We start from the raw sequence: 17,743 nt of genomic DNA on the forward strand, positions 1-17,743 counted from the left end.
AATGCAATTATAGACAGCGCTATTTCATTTAAAAAGTTTAAACGATCCAATGCGTTTGGACTTATAAAGTTTAACACAGAAGAACCTGCAATGATTCCAGTAATAATTAAACCTGTAATAAGAGGGAATTTTATCTTCTGAAATACTTTAGCAATTTCATTCGCTGCAATAGCAACAATTAAAAACCCTATTAAAAATGTAATTAATAATTTAATATCCAAATTTGGTAAGTTTTAATGCTAATATAGCAATTGGTATTTAATTTTTTGACAATTATAGATCTAAATCAAAAGTTTTTTTAAGCAATTCTAAGGCTTTATTTTTTTCTTTCAGCTTTTGATATTTTTCTTGTGGTGTATATGCATATTTTTTGGTTACTTCTTCATTTACATCAATCGCGATATCCACTTTATAATTATTCAAATTTTCACGTAAATATTTTAACAAAGGAGCTTTTACTCGCTCCAATTGATCTTTCATTATTGCATTTGGAAGTTCAAAATGAATTTCATTATTTTTTACATTAGGTTTACTAGCATTCATAATGGAAGCCACACTTTTTTTACCTTTAGATTCTAGGTTCTCTATGTATTTTTTCCAAAGATGTTTGACCTTGTTTTTCGAAAATTCATCAGATGGTAAACCTTCAATTTCTTCATAACTAACTTCGATTACCTCTAGTTCTTTTTTGCGATTGATACTTTTTAAAGATAGGGAAGAAGGTCTTCTTATTTGTTCCTTTAAAACTGGTTTAATCACCTCTTTTTTAGGTATATTAGCTTGAGGAGTTGCTTTTGTAGTATCCTTTTTAGGTACGTAATTAGGAACAAATATTGGTTTTGAAATTGTTCCGTTATTAAAATGAAGCGATGCTATTATGTAGGGTTTACTGTTTTTTTTTTCTCCATCAAAAGTGAGAGAGGTCAATTGCATAAGAGCCAATTCTACTAGTAATCGTTGATTTTTACTAGTTTTATATTTTAAATCACAATCGTTAGCTATTTCAATAGCTTGTAATAAGAAGCGAACGTCACATTTTTGCGACTGATTTAAATAGTTTTTTTTAGCGTTGTCTCCAACCTCTAATAAATCAATTGTAATTTTATCTTTTGCAACTAACAAATCTCTAAAATGAGAAGCTAATCCACTAATAAAATGATGACCTTCAAAGCCTTTTGACAAAATACTGTTAAAATGAACGAGTACTTCAGGAATTTTATTATCAAGAATTAAGGTAGTAGTTTTAAAAAACTCATCATAATCAAGCACGTTTAAATTTTCTGTAACGGCTTTCCTCGTTAATTCATTTCCAGAAAAACTCACAACCCTATCAAATATGGAAAGTGCATCTCTCATTGCTCCATCTGCTTTTTGAGCAATAATGTGTAAGGCATCATCTTCAGCAATAATACCTTCTTCGGAAGCTATTTTTTTAAGATAATTTTTAGCATCTAAAACCCCTATTCGTTTGAAATCAAATATTTGACAACGAGAGAGGATAGTTGGGATTATTTTATGTTTTTCAGTAGTTGCTAAAATAAAGATGGCGTGTGCTGGCGGCTCTTCTAATGTTTTTAAAAAAGCATTGAATGCAGATGCTGAAAGCATATGAACCTCATCAATAATATATACTTTGTATTTCCCGGTTTGAGGAGGAATTCTAACTTGGTCGGTTAAACTTCTAATATCATCAACTGAATTATTTGAAGCGGCATCTAATTCAAAAATATTGAAAGCAAAATCATCTTCAATTTTATTCTTTGAACTATTTTGATTTATTTGTTTCGCTAAAATACGTGCACAAGTAGTTTTACCAACTCCTCTAGGACCAGTAAATAGTAGCGCTTGTGCTAAATGATTGTTTTTTATAGCATTTTCAAGCGTATTAGTAATTGCTTGTTGCCCAACAACTTCCTCAAAATTTTGAGGGCGATATTTACGGGCTGATACTATAAAATGTTCCATTTGTGTCTTATTTTCTTTATTGCGAAAGTATTAAAACTAGCTATGAATAACTAGCTAATTTCATAAATTTTATTGTATAAATGTTGATACTTTTTTAATATTTCGGTTCGTTTTGGTTTCATTGTAGGTGTTAATAATCCATTGTCAATTCCCCAAATGTCAGGTGTTAATTCAAACCTCTTGATAGTTTCCCATTTTCCGAAACTTTTATTTCCGTGATCAATTTCTTGCTGAATACGTTCTATAATATGTGGATTTTCAATTAAATCTTGATTGTTTCCAAGTATAGGTTCATGATGAATACGTGACCATTCTCTCAAAAATTCAAAATGAGGCTGAATAATAGCAGAAGGCATTTTTTGTCCTTCTCCAACCACTAAAATTTGTTCAATAAAACGAGATTGTTTCATTTGATTTTCAAGTAACGCAGGAACCACATATTTACCACCAGATGTTTTAAAAATTTCTTTTTTTCTCCCGGTTATTTTTAAAAAACCATCACTAGTAACTTCTCCTTTATCTCCCGTATGGAAATATTCTCCAGTCATAACACTTGATGTTTTCTCCTCGTCTTTATAATAACCCATCATTACATTAGGTCCTTTAATTAAAATTTCCCCATCTTCAGCTATTTTAACTTCAACATTATCAATTGGCTTACCAACTGTTCCAATTTGCATTAAATGACCATCATATTTATTCACAGAAACAACCGGTGATGTTTCTGTGAGCCCATATCCTTCCATAATTTGCATGTTGGCTGCAGTAAAAACGCGCGCTAGTCTTGGTTGTAAAGCTGCACTACCTGAAACCATTGTTGTTAAATTTCCTCCTAGCGCTTCTCTCCATTTGCTAAAAATTAACTTATTGGCAAGTGCTAATTTTTTTTCATAAAACCAACCATTCTTTTGATATGGTTCATATTTTAAACCTAAATCTACAGCCCAAAAGAACAATATTTTTTTGATTCCTTTTAATTCTGATCCTTTGGTGATAATTCCATCATAAATTTTTTCTAGCAAGCGAGGCACAACAGACATTAATGAAGGTTTTACCTCTTTTACATTTTCTCCTATTTTATCTATCCCTTCAGCAAAATAGATAGAAACGCCCGCATATTGATATAAGTAATGAAGCATTCTTTCGAAAATATGACATACCGGTAGAAAACTTAATATTCGCATTGAGCCATTTGTAAGTGGTAATCTAGGGTAACTATCTAAAACATTCGTTACTATGTTATTGTGTGAAAGCATGACTCCTTTAGGTCGTCCGGTTGTTCCAGAAGTGTAAATAATTGTCGCTAAATCACCAGCTTTTACATTTGACATTAATTTTTCAACTTCATGTTGATTGGTTTCGTCTTTACCAAGCTCTAAAACTTCGTTCCAATTTTTACAACCTTTAATTTCTTCAAAAGAATAAATTTCTGTTAGTGTTGGAACTTTATCTTTTACAGCAATGGCTTTATCATATAATTCGTTGTCTGACAAGAAGCAATGAGTTACTTCAGCATGATTAAAAATGTATTCGTAATCTTCTTTTGAAATTGTTGGATAAATAGGAATATTAATGGCTCCAATTTGTAATACGCCAATATCTAAAATATTCCATTCGGTTCTGTTATTTGAAGAAATAACAGCTATTTTATCTCCAGGTTTTACTCCTAGTTTTAATAATCCTCGACTTATAGCATTTGCTTTTGAAATATATTCTTGAGTTGAAGTAGCAACCCATTTTCCATTATATTTTGTATTAAAAGCTGTTTTTAAATTATATTTTTCTAATTGATAGTGTGCAAAGTCGAATAATCTAGTAATTTCTTTCGCCATTTCTAATTGTTTGAATGTATCCTTGCAAAATATAAAAATTAATACAATTGCACAAGCTAAGAAGTGCTAATACTTTTACAATTATTTTTTGTAAATATTTTCGTGTAACTCTTTGTATTTCTGAGATATAGCCTTTCTTTTTAATTTCATTGTAGGTGTTAGTAAGCCATTTTCTACGCTCCAAATTTCAGGGGTCAATTCAAAATCTTTAATTTTCTCCCAATTTCCAAATGAATCATTAGCGAAAACGATTTCTTTACTAATTCTTTTTATCACTTTTTTGTTCGAAATAATTTCTTGGAACGATGAAATATCAATTTTTAATTCTTTTCGTTTTATCCACTCAATTAAAAATTCAAAATGCGGTTGAATAATTGCTGCTGGCATTTTTTCGCTTTCACCAATTACCATAGCTTGTTCTATAAATCGAGATTCTTTTAATTTACTTTCTAGAACCGCAGGGGCAATATATTTACCACCAGATGTTTTAAACATCTCTTTCTTACGATCCGTAATTTTTAAAAAACCTTGACTGTCTAATTCACCAATATCTCCTGTATGCAAATAGCCATTTTTAATAGTCTCTTTTGTCAAGGCTTCATTTTTATAATAGCCCATCATGACATTAGAACCCTTTACTAATATTTCACCATCTTCTGCAATCTTCACTTCCATATCATCAAGAATCTTTCCAACGGTGCCTATTTTAAAGCCTTGGTTTCTAAAATCGTTGATGGATATTCCTGGAGAAGTTTCTGTCATTCCATACCCTTCAAAGATTGGAATTCCAGCAGCAGTAAATACCTTAATTAATAGTGGTTGTAATGGTGCACTTCCTGAAACCAAAAATTTGATATTACCACCAAAAGCTTCACGCCATTTACTAAATACTAATTGTTGAGCAATTTTCAACTGAAAATGATACCACCAATTATTTTCGTTATAGGGTTTATATCGTTTACCTAAGTTTAACGACCAAAAGAAAAGCAATCGTTTTATGCCTTTTAAATTACTTCCTTTATCCACTATTTTATCATAAATTTTTTCAAGTAAACGAGGAACAACAGGTATAAAATGAGGTTGAACTTCTTTTAAATTATCTCCTAATTTCTCAATGGATTCTGCAAAATAGATTTCAAAACCCATGTATTGATAATAATACAAAGCAAATCGTTCAAAAATATGACAAATAGGTAAGTAGCTAAGCACTTTATAGTTTCCTGGCTTAAAATCAAGTGCTCGAGCACTAATTATAGTGTTTTCAACAATATTTTTATGAGAAAGCATCACACCTTTTGGCGTACCTGTTGTACCTGAAGTATAAATAATGGTAGCCAATTGTGTTGGCGAAATATTATTTTTTAGCTTTTCTACTTCTTCTTGATTTGAGTTGTTTTTGCCTAAATCTAATAAAGACTTCCAAGTTGACATATTTTTAACTGTATCAAAAGAATAGATATCTTTTAGTTGTGTGTTCTCTTTTATTTTTGAAACTTTTTTAGCTAATTCTTCATCGGAAACAAAACACAAAACAGCATCAGAGTGGTTTAGAATATATTCATAATCTTTTGAGGAAATTGTTGGATATAAGGGAACATTAATAGCTCCAATTTGTAGAACTGCAATATCTAAAATATGCCATTCAACTCTATTTGTGGAGGTTACTACTGCAATTTTGTCATTGGGTTTTATTCCTAATCTTAATAAAGCTCTACTTACAGCATTTGCTTGTTCGATATACGAAGCTGTTGAAGTTGTTATATATTTATTACTAATTTTTGTATTGAAGCATTTATCTTGTGGATTATTGGCTAATTGATGATAAGCAAAATCAAATAAACGAGTAATATTTTGAGTCATATTTATATTTTGGTAGTTTGCAAAATAAAAATAAAAAAAGGATTTTACAACAGTAAAATCCTTTTGATAATAATAACGTTTTTCAAAGTTATTTATCTAACCATTTTTTAGCATTTACAAAAGCTTCTAACCATGGAGAGACGTCATCTTTTCTTCCATCAGGATAATGTGCCCAATTCCATTGAAAAATAGAGCGTTCTATATGTGGCATCATTACCAAATGTCTTCCATCTTTTGAACTCATCATCGCAACATTATAATCAGAACCATTAGGGTTTGCTGGATAGTTTTCATAACCATATTTAGCAACAATATGATAGTCTGCTTCTTGCATAGGTAGGTTAAATTTTCCTTCACCATGAGAAATCCAAACGCCTAAAGTACTTCCAGCTAAAGAAGAAAGCATCACAGAATTATTTTTTTGAACTGTTACAGAAGTAAAATTACTTTCGTGTTTCATAGAATCATTATGCAACATTTTTCCATGAATTGTATGTTCTGGATTAATGACTTCTAATTCCATAAATAATTGACATCCATTACAAATACCAACAGATAAAGTATCTTCTCTTTGAAAGAAATTATCTAAAGCAGTTTTAGCCTTTTCATTGTATAAAAATGCACCCGCCCAACCTTTTGCCGATCCTAATACATCTGAGTTTGAAAAACCACCAACAGCACCAATAAACTGAATATCTTCTAGAGTTTCACGACCACTAATTAAATCGGTCATGTGTACGTCTTTTACATCAAAACCAGCTAAATACATAGCGTTTGCCATTTCACGTTCACTATTACTTCCTTTTTCACGAATAACAGCTGCTTTTGGTCTTGGTTTTTTAGTATCTATCAAAGGTTTTTGGCCTGTGAAATGAGTTGGAAATGAATAAGATAGAGGTTGGTTTTTATAATTCTTAAAGCGATCGATCGCTTTGTTATTATCACATTGTTTTTGATCTAATAAATAAGAAGTTTCAAACCAAACATCTCTTAATTCATCAATATTAAAATTGAACTGCTTTTCATTATTTATAATTTCTAGCGTATTTCCATGAACTGCTGTACCAATTTCATAGAACTCAACATTCTTTTCTTTTAAAATTGATTGAACTTCAATATCTGCACTTTGAATTAGTATACCGCTATTTTCAGCAAATAGCACTTTTACAGTATCTTTTTCACCTAAGCTAGAAATATCAATGCGTAATCCTATGTTTTTTTCTGAAAAGCACAATTCTAACAACGTCGTTAACATACCACCCGCAGATATATCATGTCCTGCTAAAATCTTTTCATCTTTAATTAATTGTTGAACTGTATTAAAAGCATTCTTAAACTTTGCAGCACTTTTTATAGTTGGAGTTTCAGTACCAATACTATTTTGAGTTTGGGCAAATGATGAACCTCCAAGCTTAAAAGTATCGTTTGATAAATTGATGTAATACAATTTATTAGCAGCAACATTTTTAATAACAGGTTCAACTACTTTTCTAATATCACAGCAATGTCCAGCAGCCGAGATAACTACTGTTCCTGGTGCAATAACTTCTTCATTTGGGTATTTTTGTTTCATGGAAAGAGAATCTTTACCTGTTGGAACATTAATACCTAAATCTATAGAAAAATCTGAAACTGCTTGAACTGCTTTATATAATCTTGCATCTTCACCTTCATTTTTACAAGGCCACATCCAATTTGCAGATAATGAAACAGATGCTAACTCATCTTGTAAAGGAGCCCAAATTAGGTTTGTAAGTGCTTCGGCAATGGCATTTTTACTTCCTGCTTCAGGATCAATAATAGCACTAACAGGCGCATGTCCAATGGAAGTAGCAACACCTTCTTTACCATTATAGTCTAATGCCATAACACCAACATTATTTAAGGGTAACTGCAAAGTACCTGCACATTGTTGCTTAGCGACTTTTCCACCTACACAACGATCTACTTTATTCGTTAACCAGTCTTTACAAGCTACAGCTTCTAGCTTCAATACTTGTTTGGTATACTCATATATATGTTCTTGTTGATATGAGATTTCACGATAATTTCGGTCAATAGTAACATCGTTCATAATTGTTTTTGGAGAGCTTCCAAACATATCGAACAATTCTAAATCCATTGGTTTTTCTCCAGTTTTTTTAGATTTAAATGTAAAACGATTGTTATTTGTTACTTCTCCAACTTCATAATAAGGGGAACGTTCTCTTGCTGCGACACGTTTTAATGTTTTTGCATCGGTTTCGCTAATCACTAATCCCATGCGTTCTTGAGACTCGTTTCCAATAATTTCTTTTGCTGAAAGTGTAGGATCACCAATTGGTAATTTATCTAAATTAATGATGCCTCCAGTTTCTTCTACGAGTTCAGATAAACAATTTAAATGGCCTCCAGCACCATGGTCATGTATAGAAACTATCGGATTTATATCATTTTCCACCATTCCACGTATCGCATTTGCAGCCCTTTTTTGCATTTCTGGGTTTGAACGTTGAACAGCATTTAATTCAATACCACTTGCAAATTCTCCTGTATCTGCAGAGGAAACGGCCGCACCACCCATACCAATTCTATAATTTTCTCCACCAAGTAATATTATTTTATCGTGTTCTTTTGGCTTGTCTTTTAAAGCTTGGTTTGCTTTTCCATACCCAATTCCACCAGCTTGCATAATAACTTTATCAAATCCTAATTTACGAGCTTGTTCTTCGTGTTCAAATGTTAATAATGATCCAGTAATTAATGGTTGTCCAAATTTATTTCCAAAATCAGAGGCGCCGTTGGAAGCTTTTATTAAAATATCCATAGGTGTTTGATATAACCAATCGCGTTCTTTCATGCCTTGTTCCCAAGGTCTATTTTCGTTTAAACGAGAATAAGAAGTCATATAAACCGCAGTACCCGCAAGCGGTAAGGAACCTTTTCCTCCAGCCAATCGGTCTCTAATTTCACCTCCTGAACCTGTTGCAGCTCCATTAAAAGGCTCAACAGTAGTTGGAAAATTATGCGTTTCAGCTTTTAAGGAAATGACAGAATTATAATTTTTTGTTTCGTAAAATTCAGGTTTTTCAGCAGATTTTGGCGCAAATTGTTCAACAGTTGGACCTTCAACAAATGCTACATTATCTTTATAGGCAGATACAATACCGTTTGGATGAGTTTCAGAAGTTTTTCTAATTAATTTGAAAAGTGAAGAAGGCATTTCTTCACCATCAATCACAAAAGTTCCATTAAATATTTTGTGACGACAATGTTCTGAATTGACCTGAGAAAAACCAAAAACTTCAGAATCGGTAAGTTTTCTTCCAATTTTACTGCTCAAATTATTAAGATATTCAACTTCCTCTTCATTTAGTGATAGCCCTTCTTGTTTATTATATGCATCAATATTTTCAATCTCAAGTATTGGTTCAGGCTGAATATTGATTGTAAAAATATCTTGATTTAAATTTGAATACTTCTGAAAAATCATTGGATCAAAATTTTCATCTTTTGTGGAAGCATTAAACTCTTCAATTCTAAAAATACCTTCAATACCCATATTTTGAGTAATTTCAACAGCATTTGTACTCCAAGGAGTAATCATTGCAGCACGAGGACCAATAAAAAAAGCATCAATAGATGCCTCAGCTAATCTTTCTTTATTTCCAAAAAGCCAGTTTAATTTTTGTGTGTCTTTTTTTGAAAGTTCTTTTGACGTTTGCACAGCATAAATTTTACTGTTCGTGTTTCCAAAGAATTGAATCATAAGTTGATTTGTTTAGTGTGATGTTTAAAAGGCAAATTTAACCAATTAATTAGAAAGTTAGCAGTAGCTAATCTTAATATTCAACCAGTTATTAAAAGACTTTTAAACAATTTACAAGTTTTAAAACTTTATAGTTTGGTTACCAAATGTAAATTTTTTGTTAATATTATCTTTAATGTCACTTTATTTATTAAACATTTTTATATATTTGTCGTTCAAAATTTAGAAACAATGTTAGTAATTCAATTTCATCATCATTTATCAACTGAGACTCAGGCGAGATGATTTTGTATTGAATATAATTAAATATATAATTAAACCCGTTTGAGTAAATCAAATGGGTTTTTTAATTCAAGCCTGTTGGTTTATAAGAACATATTAGAAAAAAAAATGAGTAAAATTAAGATTGCAGTTCAAAAATCAGGAAGATTAAATGACGATTCTCTAAAACTGTTAAAAGATTGTGGAATTTCAATTGATAATGGTAAGGATCAGTTAAAAGCATCAGCAAGTAACTTCCCTTTAGAAGTTTTGTATTTGAGAAACGGAGATATTCCACAATACCTTAGAGATGGAGTAGTAGATATTGCTATTATTGGAGAAAATGTATTGATTGAAAAGGGAGCGGATATTGGTATCGTTGAAAAATTAGGTTTTTCAAAATGTAGAGTTTCTTTAGCAGTACCAAAAGAGGTAAATTACACAAGTATTCAAGATTTAGATGGTGCTAAAATAGCAACATCATATCCAAATACTGTAAAGGAATATTTCAAAAAATTCAATTTAACACCAGATATTCATATTATTAATGGCTCTGTAGAAATAGCGCCTAATATAGGATTAGCAGATGCTATTTGTGATATAGTTTCAAGCGGTAGTACCTTGTTTAAGAATAATTTAAAAGAAGTAGAAAAAATGCTTGTGAGTGAAGCAGTATTGGCAGTTTCTCCTAGCATTTCTTCAGAAAATCAAAAAATCTTAGATAAATTACAATTTAGAATTCAGGCAGTATTAAAAGGGAGAAAATCTAAGTATGTTTTAATGAATGCTCCAAACGATAAAGTTAAAAGTATAATTAAATTATTGCCAGGAATGAGAAGTCCAACGGTATTGCCATTAGCGGAAGAAGGTTGGAGCTCTATTCATACGGTAGTGGAAAAGAATTCTTTTTGGGAAGTGATAGATGAATTAAAAGCAAATGGAGCCGAAGGACTGTTAGTAGTTCCAATTGAAAAAATGGTATTATAGTTATGAAAACAAGTATAAACCCTCCAAAAAGTGATTGGCTTGAATTGTTGAAAAGACCAACACAGACTATTGAAGCTATTGAAACAACGGTGACTTCTATTTTTGAGGATGTTCAGAGAAATGGAAATGATGGAATTAAGCGATATACGTCAATTTTTGATGGTGTTGATTTAGATGATTTTTTTGTTTCAGAAGAAGAAATAAAAAATGCTGAAAAGTTAGTTCCTAATGAGTTGAAAGAAGCGATACAACTTTCAAAAGATAATATTTCATCTTTTCATTCAGCTCAACAAACGTCTAAAGAAATAATTGAAACAACAAAAGGAGTAGAATGTTGGCAGGAGAAACGTCCTATTCAAAAAGTAGGGCTATATATTCCAGGAGGAACAGCACCATTGTTCTCATCGGTTTTAATGTTGGCAATTCCAGCTCAAATTGCAGGTTGTAGAGAAATTATTTTAGCAACACCACCAAACAAAAAAGGAGAAATTAATCCGGCCATAATTTATGCAGCTCAGTTATGTGGAGTTACAAAAATTATGAAAGTTGGAGGAATTCAAGCCATAGCAGGATTGACATTTGGAACAGAAACAATTCCACAAGTGTATAAAATATTTGGACCTGGAAATCAGTATGTAACTATAGCCAAACAATTGGCTACAAAATATGGAGTTGCAATTGATATGCCTGCGGGCCCAAGTGAATTGTTAGTTGTTGCTGATAAAACTGCAAATGCCAGTTTTGTGGCATCAGATTTATTGAGCCAAGCAGAACACGGAACAGATAGTCAGGTTATTTTAGTTTCCACTTCAAAAGATAAATTAAAAGAAGTAGAGATTGAAATAGAGCGTCAAATAGCGTTTTTATCACGAAAAAAAATTGCAAAACAGGCCATTGAGAATTCAAAACTTATTTTTGTTGAAAGTAAAGAAACGGCATTAGAGTTAATTAACGAATATGGGCCTGAACATTTTATTGTTTGTACAAATGATAATGATTTTTATGTTGAAGGTGTTGAAAATGCTGGTTCAGTATTTATTGGTGATTACACACCAGAAAGTGCAGGAGATTATGCTTCGGGAACAAATCATACCTTGCCAACAAACGGATATACCAAAGCATATTCAGGTGTTAATTTAGATTCTTTTTTGAAAGCGATTTCATTTCAAAAAATTTCAAAAAAAGGAATTGAAAATATAGGAAAAGCTATAGAAATTTTAGCAGATGCAGAAGGATTAGATGCACATAAAAATGCAGTGACTTTAAGATTAAATAGTTTAAAATAAATAAGGTAAAATTTATTGATAGCAATAAGAATTGTATGAATATTCAAAATTTAGTTCGCGCAAATATTAAATCTTTAAAACCGTATTCATCAGCAAGAGATGAATTTAAAGAGTTTACATCTGATTTAGTATTTTTAGATGCCAACGAAAATCCATTTGAGAATGGCGTGAATCGTTATCCAGATCCGCAACAAATAGATTTAAAAACGGAGCTTTCAAAACTAAAAGAAGTTCCAGTAAATCAAATTTTATTAGGAAATGGAAGTGATGAAGTGTTGGACTTAATTTTTAGAGCTTTTTGTGAACCAAAAGAGGATAATATTATTACATTACCACCAACTTATGGCATGTACAAAGTGTTGGCAAATATAAATAACGTTGAAGAAAGAGAAGTTTTATTAACAGATAATTTTGAGCCTTCAACTAAAGCCATTTTAGAAGTTGCAAACGAACAATCCAAACTACTGTTTTTATGTTCACCAAATAACCCAACAGGAAATTCGTTTTCTACAGAAATTGTTGAAACATTGTTAAAATCGTTTAAAGGGTTGGTTGTCATAGATGAGGCTTATATAGATTTCTCCTCAACGAAAAGTTGGCTTACACGACTGAATGAATTTCCTAATTTAATTATTACACAAACTTTATCTAAAGCTTATGGAATGGCAGGAATTCGTTTAGGGATTTGTTATGCTTCGTCAGAAATTATAGCTATTTTAAATAAAATTAAACCACCTTATAATATCAACGGTTTAACGCAAAAAAAAGGCTTAAAAAGAATTTTAAATAAAAATAAGGTAGAACTTGAAATAACTAAAATTTTAGAACAGCGCGAAAAATTGATTGATAAGTTAAAAACGATTTCATTTATCAATAAAATTTATCCGAGTGATGCTAATTTTGTGTTGGTTATAGTAGACGATGCATTAAAAAGGTATAATCAATTGTTAGAAAAGGGAGTTGTAATACGTAACAGAACAACACAGCCTTTATGCGAAAATACGCTTAGATTAACCATAGGAACAAAGGCAGAAAATAAAAAATTAATACAAGCTTTAAAAGAACTATAAATGAAGAAAAAAGTATTATTTATTGATCGAGATGGCACACTTATTAAAGAAACCATTGATGAGCAAATTGATGCATTCGAAAAAATGATTTTTTATCCGAAAGCTTTTACTTTTTTAGGTAAAATAGCAAAAGAACTGGATTATGAATTGGTAATGATTACGAATCAGGATGGTTTGGGAACAGATGCTTTTCCAGAAGAAACTTTTTGGCCAGTTCATAATTTTATTTTAAAATCATTTGAAAATGAAGGAGTTGTGTTTGATGCTATATTTTTAGATAGAACTTTTCCACATGAAAATGCGAATACACGTAAACCTGGAACTGGATTGTTAACAAGTTACTTTTCTGATGAGTACGATTTGGAAAACTCGTTTGTTATTGGTGATCGATTAACAGATATTGAGTTGGCTAAAAATCTAGGTTCAAAGGGCATATTTATAAATGATAATACAAATTTAGGTACTGGAGAAATTACAGTAAAAAGAACAGATTTAGACGCGGTTATTTCATTAGAAACTAGTGATTGGGAGAAAATTTATGAGTTTTTAAAGCTAGAAAATAGAACGGCTGAAATAACGAGAACTACAAACGAAACGGATATTTTTATAAAACTAAATTTAGACGGATCAGGAAATAGTGATATTTCAACGGGAATTGCATTTTTTGATCATATGCTGGATCAGATTTCACGTCATGGAAATATGGATTTAACTATCCAAGTTAAAGGAGATTTAGAAGTTGATGAACACCATACCATAGAGGATACAATGATTGCCTTAGGTGAAGTTTTTGCAAAAGCACTTGGCACTAAATTAGGAATAGAACGTTATGGTTTTTGTTTACCAATGGACGATTGTTTGGCGCAGGTAGCCATAGATTTTGGTGGAAGAAACTGGTTGGTGTGGGAGGCCGATTTTAAGCGCGAAAAAATTGGTGAAATGCCAACAGAAATGTTTTTTCATTTATTTAAATCATTTACTGATGGAGCAAAATGTAATTTAAATATCAAAGCTGAAGGTACGAATGAACATCATAAAATAGAAGGCATCTTTAAAGCCTTTGCAAAAGCAATAAAAGCTGCGGTAAAAAGGGACGTAGAAAAAATGATTTTACCGTCAACCAAAGGAATGTTGTAATGAAAGTAGTTATTATAAATTACGGAGCAGGAAATATACAATCGATAAAATTCGCTATAAAGCGTTTAGGTTTTGACGCCATTTTATCAGACAATGTTGATGAAATAAAAAATGCTGATAAAGTTATTTTTCCTGGTGTTGGTGAGGCCAGTAGTGCTATGAAAAAATTAAAGTCAACTGGTTTGGATACACTAATTCCAACACTAGAGCAGCCCGTATTAGGAATTTGTTTGGGAATGCAACTAATGTGTAATTATTGTGAAGAAGGAGACACAAAGGGTTTAGGGATTTTTGATTGTGATGTTGTTAAATTTAACAATAATCTTAAGGTACCTCAAATTGGATGGAATCAAATTGAGAATTTAAAATCTAGATTATTCCAAGGAATAAAAGAAAAAGAGCATATGTATTTGGTACACAGTTTTTATGTACCCTTGAATAATGAAGCTATTGCAACAACAAATTACGGAATTACATATGTATCTGCATTAAAAAGAAATAATTTTTATGGCACTCAGTTTCACCCAGAAAAAAGTAGTCAAGCAGGAGCCCATATATTGAAGAATTTTTTAGAATTATAAGAATGAGAATTATACCAGCAATAGATATTATAAACGGTAAATGTGTGCGTCTTTCAAAAGGTGATTACAGTACAGAAAAAATATATAATGAGCGCCCTTTAGAAGTTGCTAAAATGTTTGAAAATCATGGGATAAAACATTTGCATTTAGTTGATCTAGATGGGGCAAAAGCGAGTCATATTGTAAATCATAAAGTGTTAGAAACCATAGCTGCCAAAACAAATCTAAGTATTGATTTTGGAGGTGGATTAAAGTCTGATGAAGATTTGAGAATTGCATTTGAAAGTGGAGCTAATCAAATAACTGGAGGAAGTATTGCTGTGAAAAACCCATCAACTTTTAAAAATTGGTTAGAAACTTATGGAGCTCAAAAGATTATTTTAGGAGCTGATGCAAATAATGAAAAAGTAGCTGTGGGTGGTTGGTTAGAAGAATCTAAAGAAAAATTAGTACCATTCATTCAAAAGTATGTTGAAAATGGTGTTCGCTATGTAATTTGTACCGATATTTCAAAAGACGGAATGTTAGAAGGCCCTTCATTTAAGTTATATCAAAAAATTTTGGATCAAACTCCTCAAATAAAATTAATAGCTTCTGGAGGAATTTCAACGTTTGATGAGTTACCAAAATTAGCTGAAATAGGTTGCGAGGGCACCATTATTGGCAAAGCTATTTACGAGCATAAAATAAGTATGAAGCAATTAGAAAATTATATACTAAATAATTAAATGCTAACAAAAAGAATAATACCTTGTTTAGATATCAAGGATGGAAGAACTGTTAAAGGTGTAAATTTTGTTGATTTACGGGATGCTGGAGACCCTGTTGAATTAGCAGAAATTTACGCAAACGAAGGTGCTGATGAATTAGTATTTTTAGATATTACAGCAACAGAGCAGCGAAGAAAAACATTGGCAGAATTAGTGATGCATGTAGCTGAAAAAGTGAATATACCTTTTACAGTTGGTGGAGGAATTTCTTCAATTGAAGATGTTGAAATATTATTAAATTCTGGCGCTGATAAGGTTTCTATCAATTCTTCTGCCGTAAAAAACCCTCAATTAATTAATGAGTTAGCCGCAAAATTCGGAAGTCAATGTATTGTAGTGGCTATTGACGCTAAAAAAATTAAAGGTGAATGGATAGTGCATTTAGTTGGTGGGAAAGTTCCTACTGAAATTAAACTATTTGATTGGGCCAAAGAAGTAGAAGAACGAGGAGCAGGAGAAATTTTATTTACTTCTATGAATCATGATGGAACTAAAAATGGATTTGCAAATGAGGCTTTAGCACATTTAAGTAGTTTGATTAATATTCCAATTATTGCTTCTGGTGGTGCAGGAAACATCCAACACTTTTCAGATACTTTTATCATAGGAAAAGCTGATGCGGCATTGGCAGCGAGTGTGTTTCACTTTAAAGAAATAGAGATTAAGACTTTGAAAAATGAATTATCTAAAAATGGAATTGCCGTAAGATTATAAGAATACTTTTTATTTTGGTTTGAATCTTTTCGATAGTACCAAAAATGAATATCATAAAAAAATAAATGAAAAACTTGTTTTGTAAACAAAAAATAAACGATGAATATAGATTTTAATAAAAACGAAAACGGATTAGTACCCGCAATTATACAAGATAGTGCTACTAAAAATGTATTGATGTTAGGATATATGAACGCAGAGGCCTATCAAAAAACCAATGAAACTAAAAAAGTAACTTTTTTTAGCAGAACAAAAAATAGATTATGGACAAAAGGTGAGGAAAGTGGTAATTTTTTACATGCAGTCTCAATTAAAAACGACTGTGATGATGATACACTTTTAATAGCGGTTAATCCTGCAGGTCCAACTTGTCATAAAGGTACTGATACTTGTTGGGGAGAAGACAATGATCAATCTTTTGGTTTCTTAACAAAACTTGAAAAGGTTATCGAAAGTAGAAGAGAAGCGGGTGAATCGGAAAAAAGTTATGTCGCATCATTGTTTAAAAAAGGGATTAATAAAATAGCACAAAAAGTAGGTGAAGAAGCTGTCGAAATTGTAATTGAAGCGAAGGACAACGATGATAATTTATTTTTAAATGAAGGAGCTGATTTATTATTTCACTACTTAATTTTATTACAAGCTAAAGGATACACTTTAAATGATGTTGTAAAAGTTTTAGAAGGAAGACACTCTTAAAAAATTAATTATAAAAAACTTCTAACTTCATCTTTAATAAATGCCAATGCTGTATTTGTTGGAGATGGAGTTTTTAAGATGTTTTGCAATATATTTTCCCTTAATTCTTGTGCATTTACAATTGAATTTTCTTCTGAAGTTTTCTTAATTAGTTGAATAGTAGCATTTTTAGAAGCAATGATAACACTCCAGCATTTTTCAGAAATATAAATTTGTTGCGTTAAATTATGTTCAAATTCTTGTTCAATTGTATTTATTAAGCTTAACGTATAAGCTTGTTTATCGTTATTAATTGAAGTAACTCTAATTAATAATTTAGAAGGATTGATACGTTCTAAATATAAGGTCATTCTTTCATAAGCCTGAAGTTTAATAGGCAATATGTTTTTTTTATTTTCACGCGATAATGTCAGTTTAATTTTTTTTTCTTCACTTTGAGTATGGCTTAGAAAAAAAAGGTAAGCTATTGACCCTGTGATAATTGAAGGTATTGTAAAACTAAGTAATTCTATTATTTTTGATAATTCCATAATTTTTATCCTGTAAAAGGCTAATTTATTATATATTTTTTAAACTTTTCAATTTTAGCTGATATATATCAGTTGTCACTTCTACAAAACTTTCTAAATTTGTTTTGTAACAATTGTTATTTCTTTATATTTACGAAACATTTGTTACAAAACTAAAGGACATTAAATTAAAATTAAAATTATGAGAAAATTTTTAAAATTAGCTGTAGTACTTTTTACCTCAGCAACATTTGCCCAAGCCGGGCATATTATGCAAGGAGTTGGGGCCGTAAATATGTCAATGGGAGGTGCTTCAACAGCACA

General features: G+C 31.1%; 14 protein-coding genes. 8 read left to right on the forward strand and 6 right to left on the reverse strand.

Features of this window, described 5'->3' with window-relative positions:
• The 5 genes from HKP59_RS00580 to purL form a co-directional block, all read right to left on the reverse strand.
• Positions 1-221: hypothetical protein (locus HKP59_RS00580; protein WP_291802556.1), on the reverse strand; the 221-nt coding region annotated here is incomplete at its 3' end.
• A 52-nt stretch (positions 222-273) separates the two neighbouring features.
• Positions 274-1,965, reverse strand: a complete 1,692-nt coding sequence (gene dnaX, locus HKP59_RS00585; RefSeq protein WP_291802557.1) for a DNA polymerase III subunit gamma/tau — start codon at positions 1,963-1,965, stop codon at positions 274-276.
• Between the two features lie 50 nt (positions 1,966-2,015).
• Entirely contained in the window at positions 2,016-3,797 is a 1,782-nt protein-coding gene (locus HKP59_RS00590) for a long-chain fatty acid--CoA ligase (protein WP_291802559.1), read from the reverse strand.
• A gap of 81 nt (positions 3,798-3,878) precedes the next feature.
• Positions 3,879-5,657: a long-chain fatty acid--CoA ligase gene (locus HKP59_RS00595; protein ID WP_291802560.1), complete on the reverse strand. Its 1,779-nt coding sequence runs from the start codon at positions 5,655-5,657 to the stop codon at positions 3,879-3,881.
• 88 nt (positions 5,658-5,745) lie between these two features.
• On the reverse strand, positions 5,746-9,405 hold the full coding sequence (gene purL / locus HKP59_RS00600; RefSeq protein ID WP_291802562.1) for a phosphoribosylformylglycinamidine synthase: 3,660 nt from the start codon (positions 9,403-9,405) through the stop codon (positions 5,746-5,748).
• A gap of 390 nt (positions 9,406-9,795) precedes the next feature.
• On the opposite strand from purL, the gene hisG reads away from it, so the two are divergent.
• The 8 genes from hisG to hisIE all read left to right on the forward strand — a co-directional run bounded on the left by hisG (position 9,796) and on the right by hisIE (position 16,910).
• Complete coding sequence (gene hisG, locus HKP59_RS00605) at positions 9,796-10,653, forward strand: ATP phosphoribosyltransferase (protein ID WP_291802564.1); 858 nt, start codon at positions 9,796-9,798, stop codon at positions 10,651-10,653.
• 2 nt (positions 10,654-10,655) lie between these two features.
• Positions 10,656-11,939, forward strand: a complete 1,284-nt coding sequence (gene hisD / locus HKP59_RS00610) for a histidinol dehydrogenase (RefSeq protein WP_291802566.1) — start codon at positions 10,656-10,658, stop codon at positions 11,937-11,939.
• Between the two features lie 35 nt (positions 11,940-11,974).
• Positions 11,975-13,009 carry a histidinol-phosphate transaminase gene (gene hisC / locus HKP59_RS00615; RefSeq protein WP_291802569.1) on the forward strand — a complete coding sequence of 345 codons (1,035 nt, stop codon included), beginning with the start codon at positions 11,975-11,977 and terminating at the stop codon, positions 13,007-13,009.
• Positions 13,010-14,146: a bifunctional histidinol-phosphatase/imidazoleglycerol-phosphate dehydratase HisB gene (hisB, locus tag HKP59_RS00620; protein ID WP_291802570.1), complete on the forward strand. Its 1,137-nt coding sequence runs from the start codon at positions 13,010-13,012 to the stop codon at positions 14,144-14,146.
• Positions 14,146-14,727, forward strand: coding sequence for an imidazole glycerol phosphate synthase subunit HisH (gene hisH / locus HKP59_RS00625; protein WP_291802571.1), 582 nt, complete (start codon positions 14,146-14,148; stop codon positions 14,725-14,727). The genes hisB and hisH overlap by 1 nt, the downstream gene beginning before the upstream one ends.
• 2 nt (positions 14,728-14,729) lie before the next feature.
• Positions 14,730-15,455 carry a 1-(5-phosphoribosyl)-5-[(5-phosphoribosylamino)methylideneamino]imidazole-4-carboxamide isomerase gene (gene hisA, locus HKP59_RS00630; RefSeq protein WP_291802572.1) on the forward strand — a complete coding sequence of 242 codons (726 nt, stop codon included), beginning with the start codon at positions 14,730-14,732 and terminating at the stop codon, positions 15,453-15,455.
• Positions 15,456-16,211 carry an imidazole glycerol phosphate synthase subunit HisF gene (hisF, locus tag HKP59_RS00635; protein WP_291802573.1) on the forward strand — a complete coding sequence of 252 codons (756 nt, stop codon included), beginning with the start codon at positions 15,456-15,458 and terminating at the stop codon, positions 16,209-16,211.
• Positions 16,212-16,310: 99 nt separating this feature from the next.
• Positions 16,311-16,910: a bifunctional phosphoribosyl-AMP cyclohydrolase/phosphoribosyl-ATP diphosphatase HisIE gene (gene hisIE / locus HKP59_RS00640; RefSeq protein ID WP_291802575.1), complete on the forward strand. Its 600-nt coding sequence runs from the start codon at positions 16,311-16,313 to the stop codon at positions 16,908-16,910.
• A gap of 8 nt (positions 16,911-16,918) precedes the next feature.
• Here hisIE and HKP59_RS00645 read toward each other — a convergent pair whose 3' ends face one another.
• Positions 16,919-17,440: a hypothetical protein gene (locus HKP59_RS00645; RefSeq protein ID WP_291802577.1), complete on the reverse strand. Its 522-nt coding sequence runs from the start codon at positions 17,438-17,440 to the stop codon at positions 16,919-16,921.
• Positions 17,441-17,743: the final 303 nt, after the last annotated feature.

It is taken from the genome of Lutibacter sp. (assembly GCF_013041805.1).
In the GTDB taxonomy this organism is placed as follows: Bacteria; Bacteroidota; Bacteroidia; order Flavobacteriales; family Flavobacteriaceae; genus Lutibacter.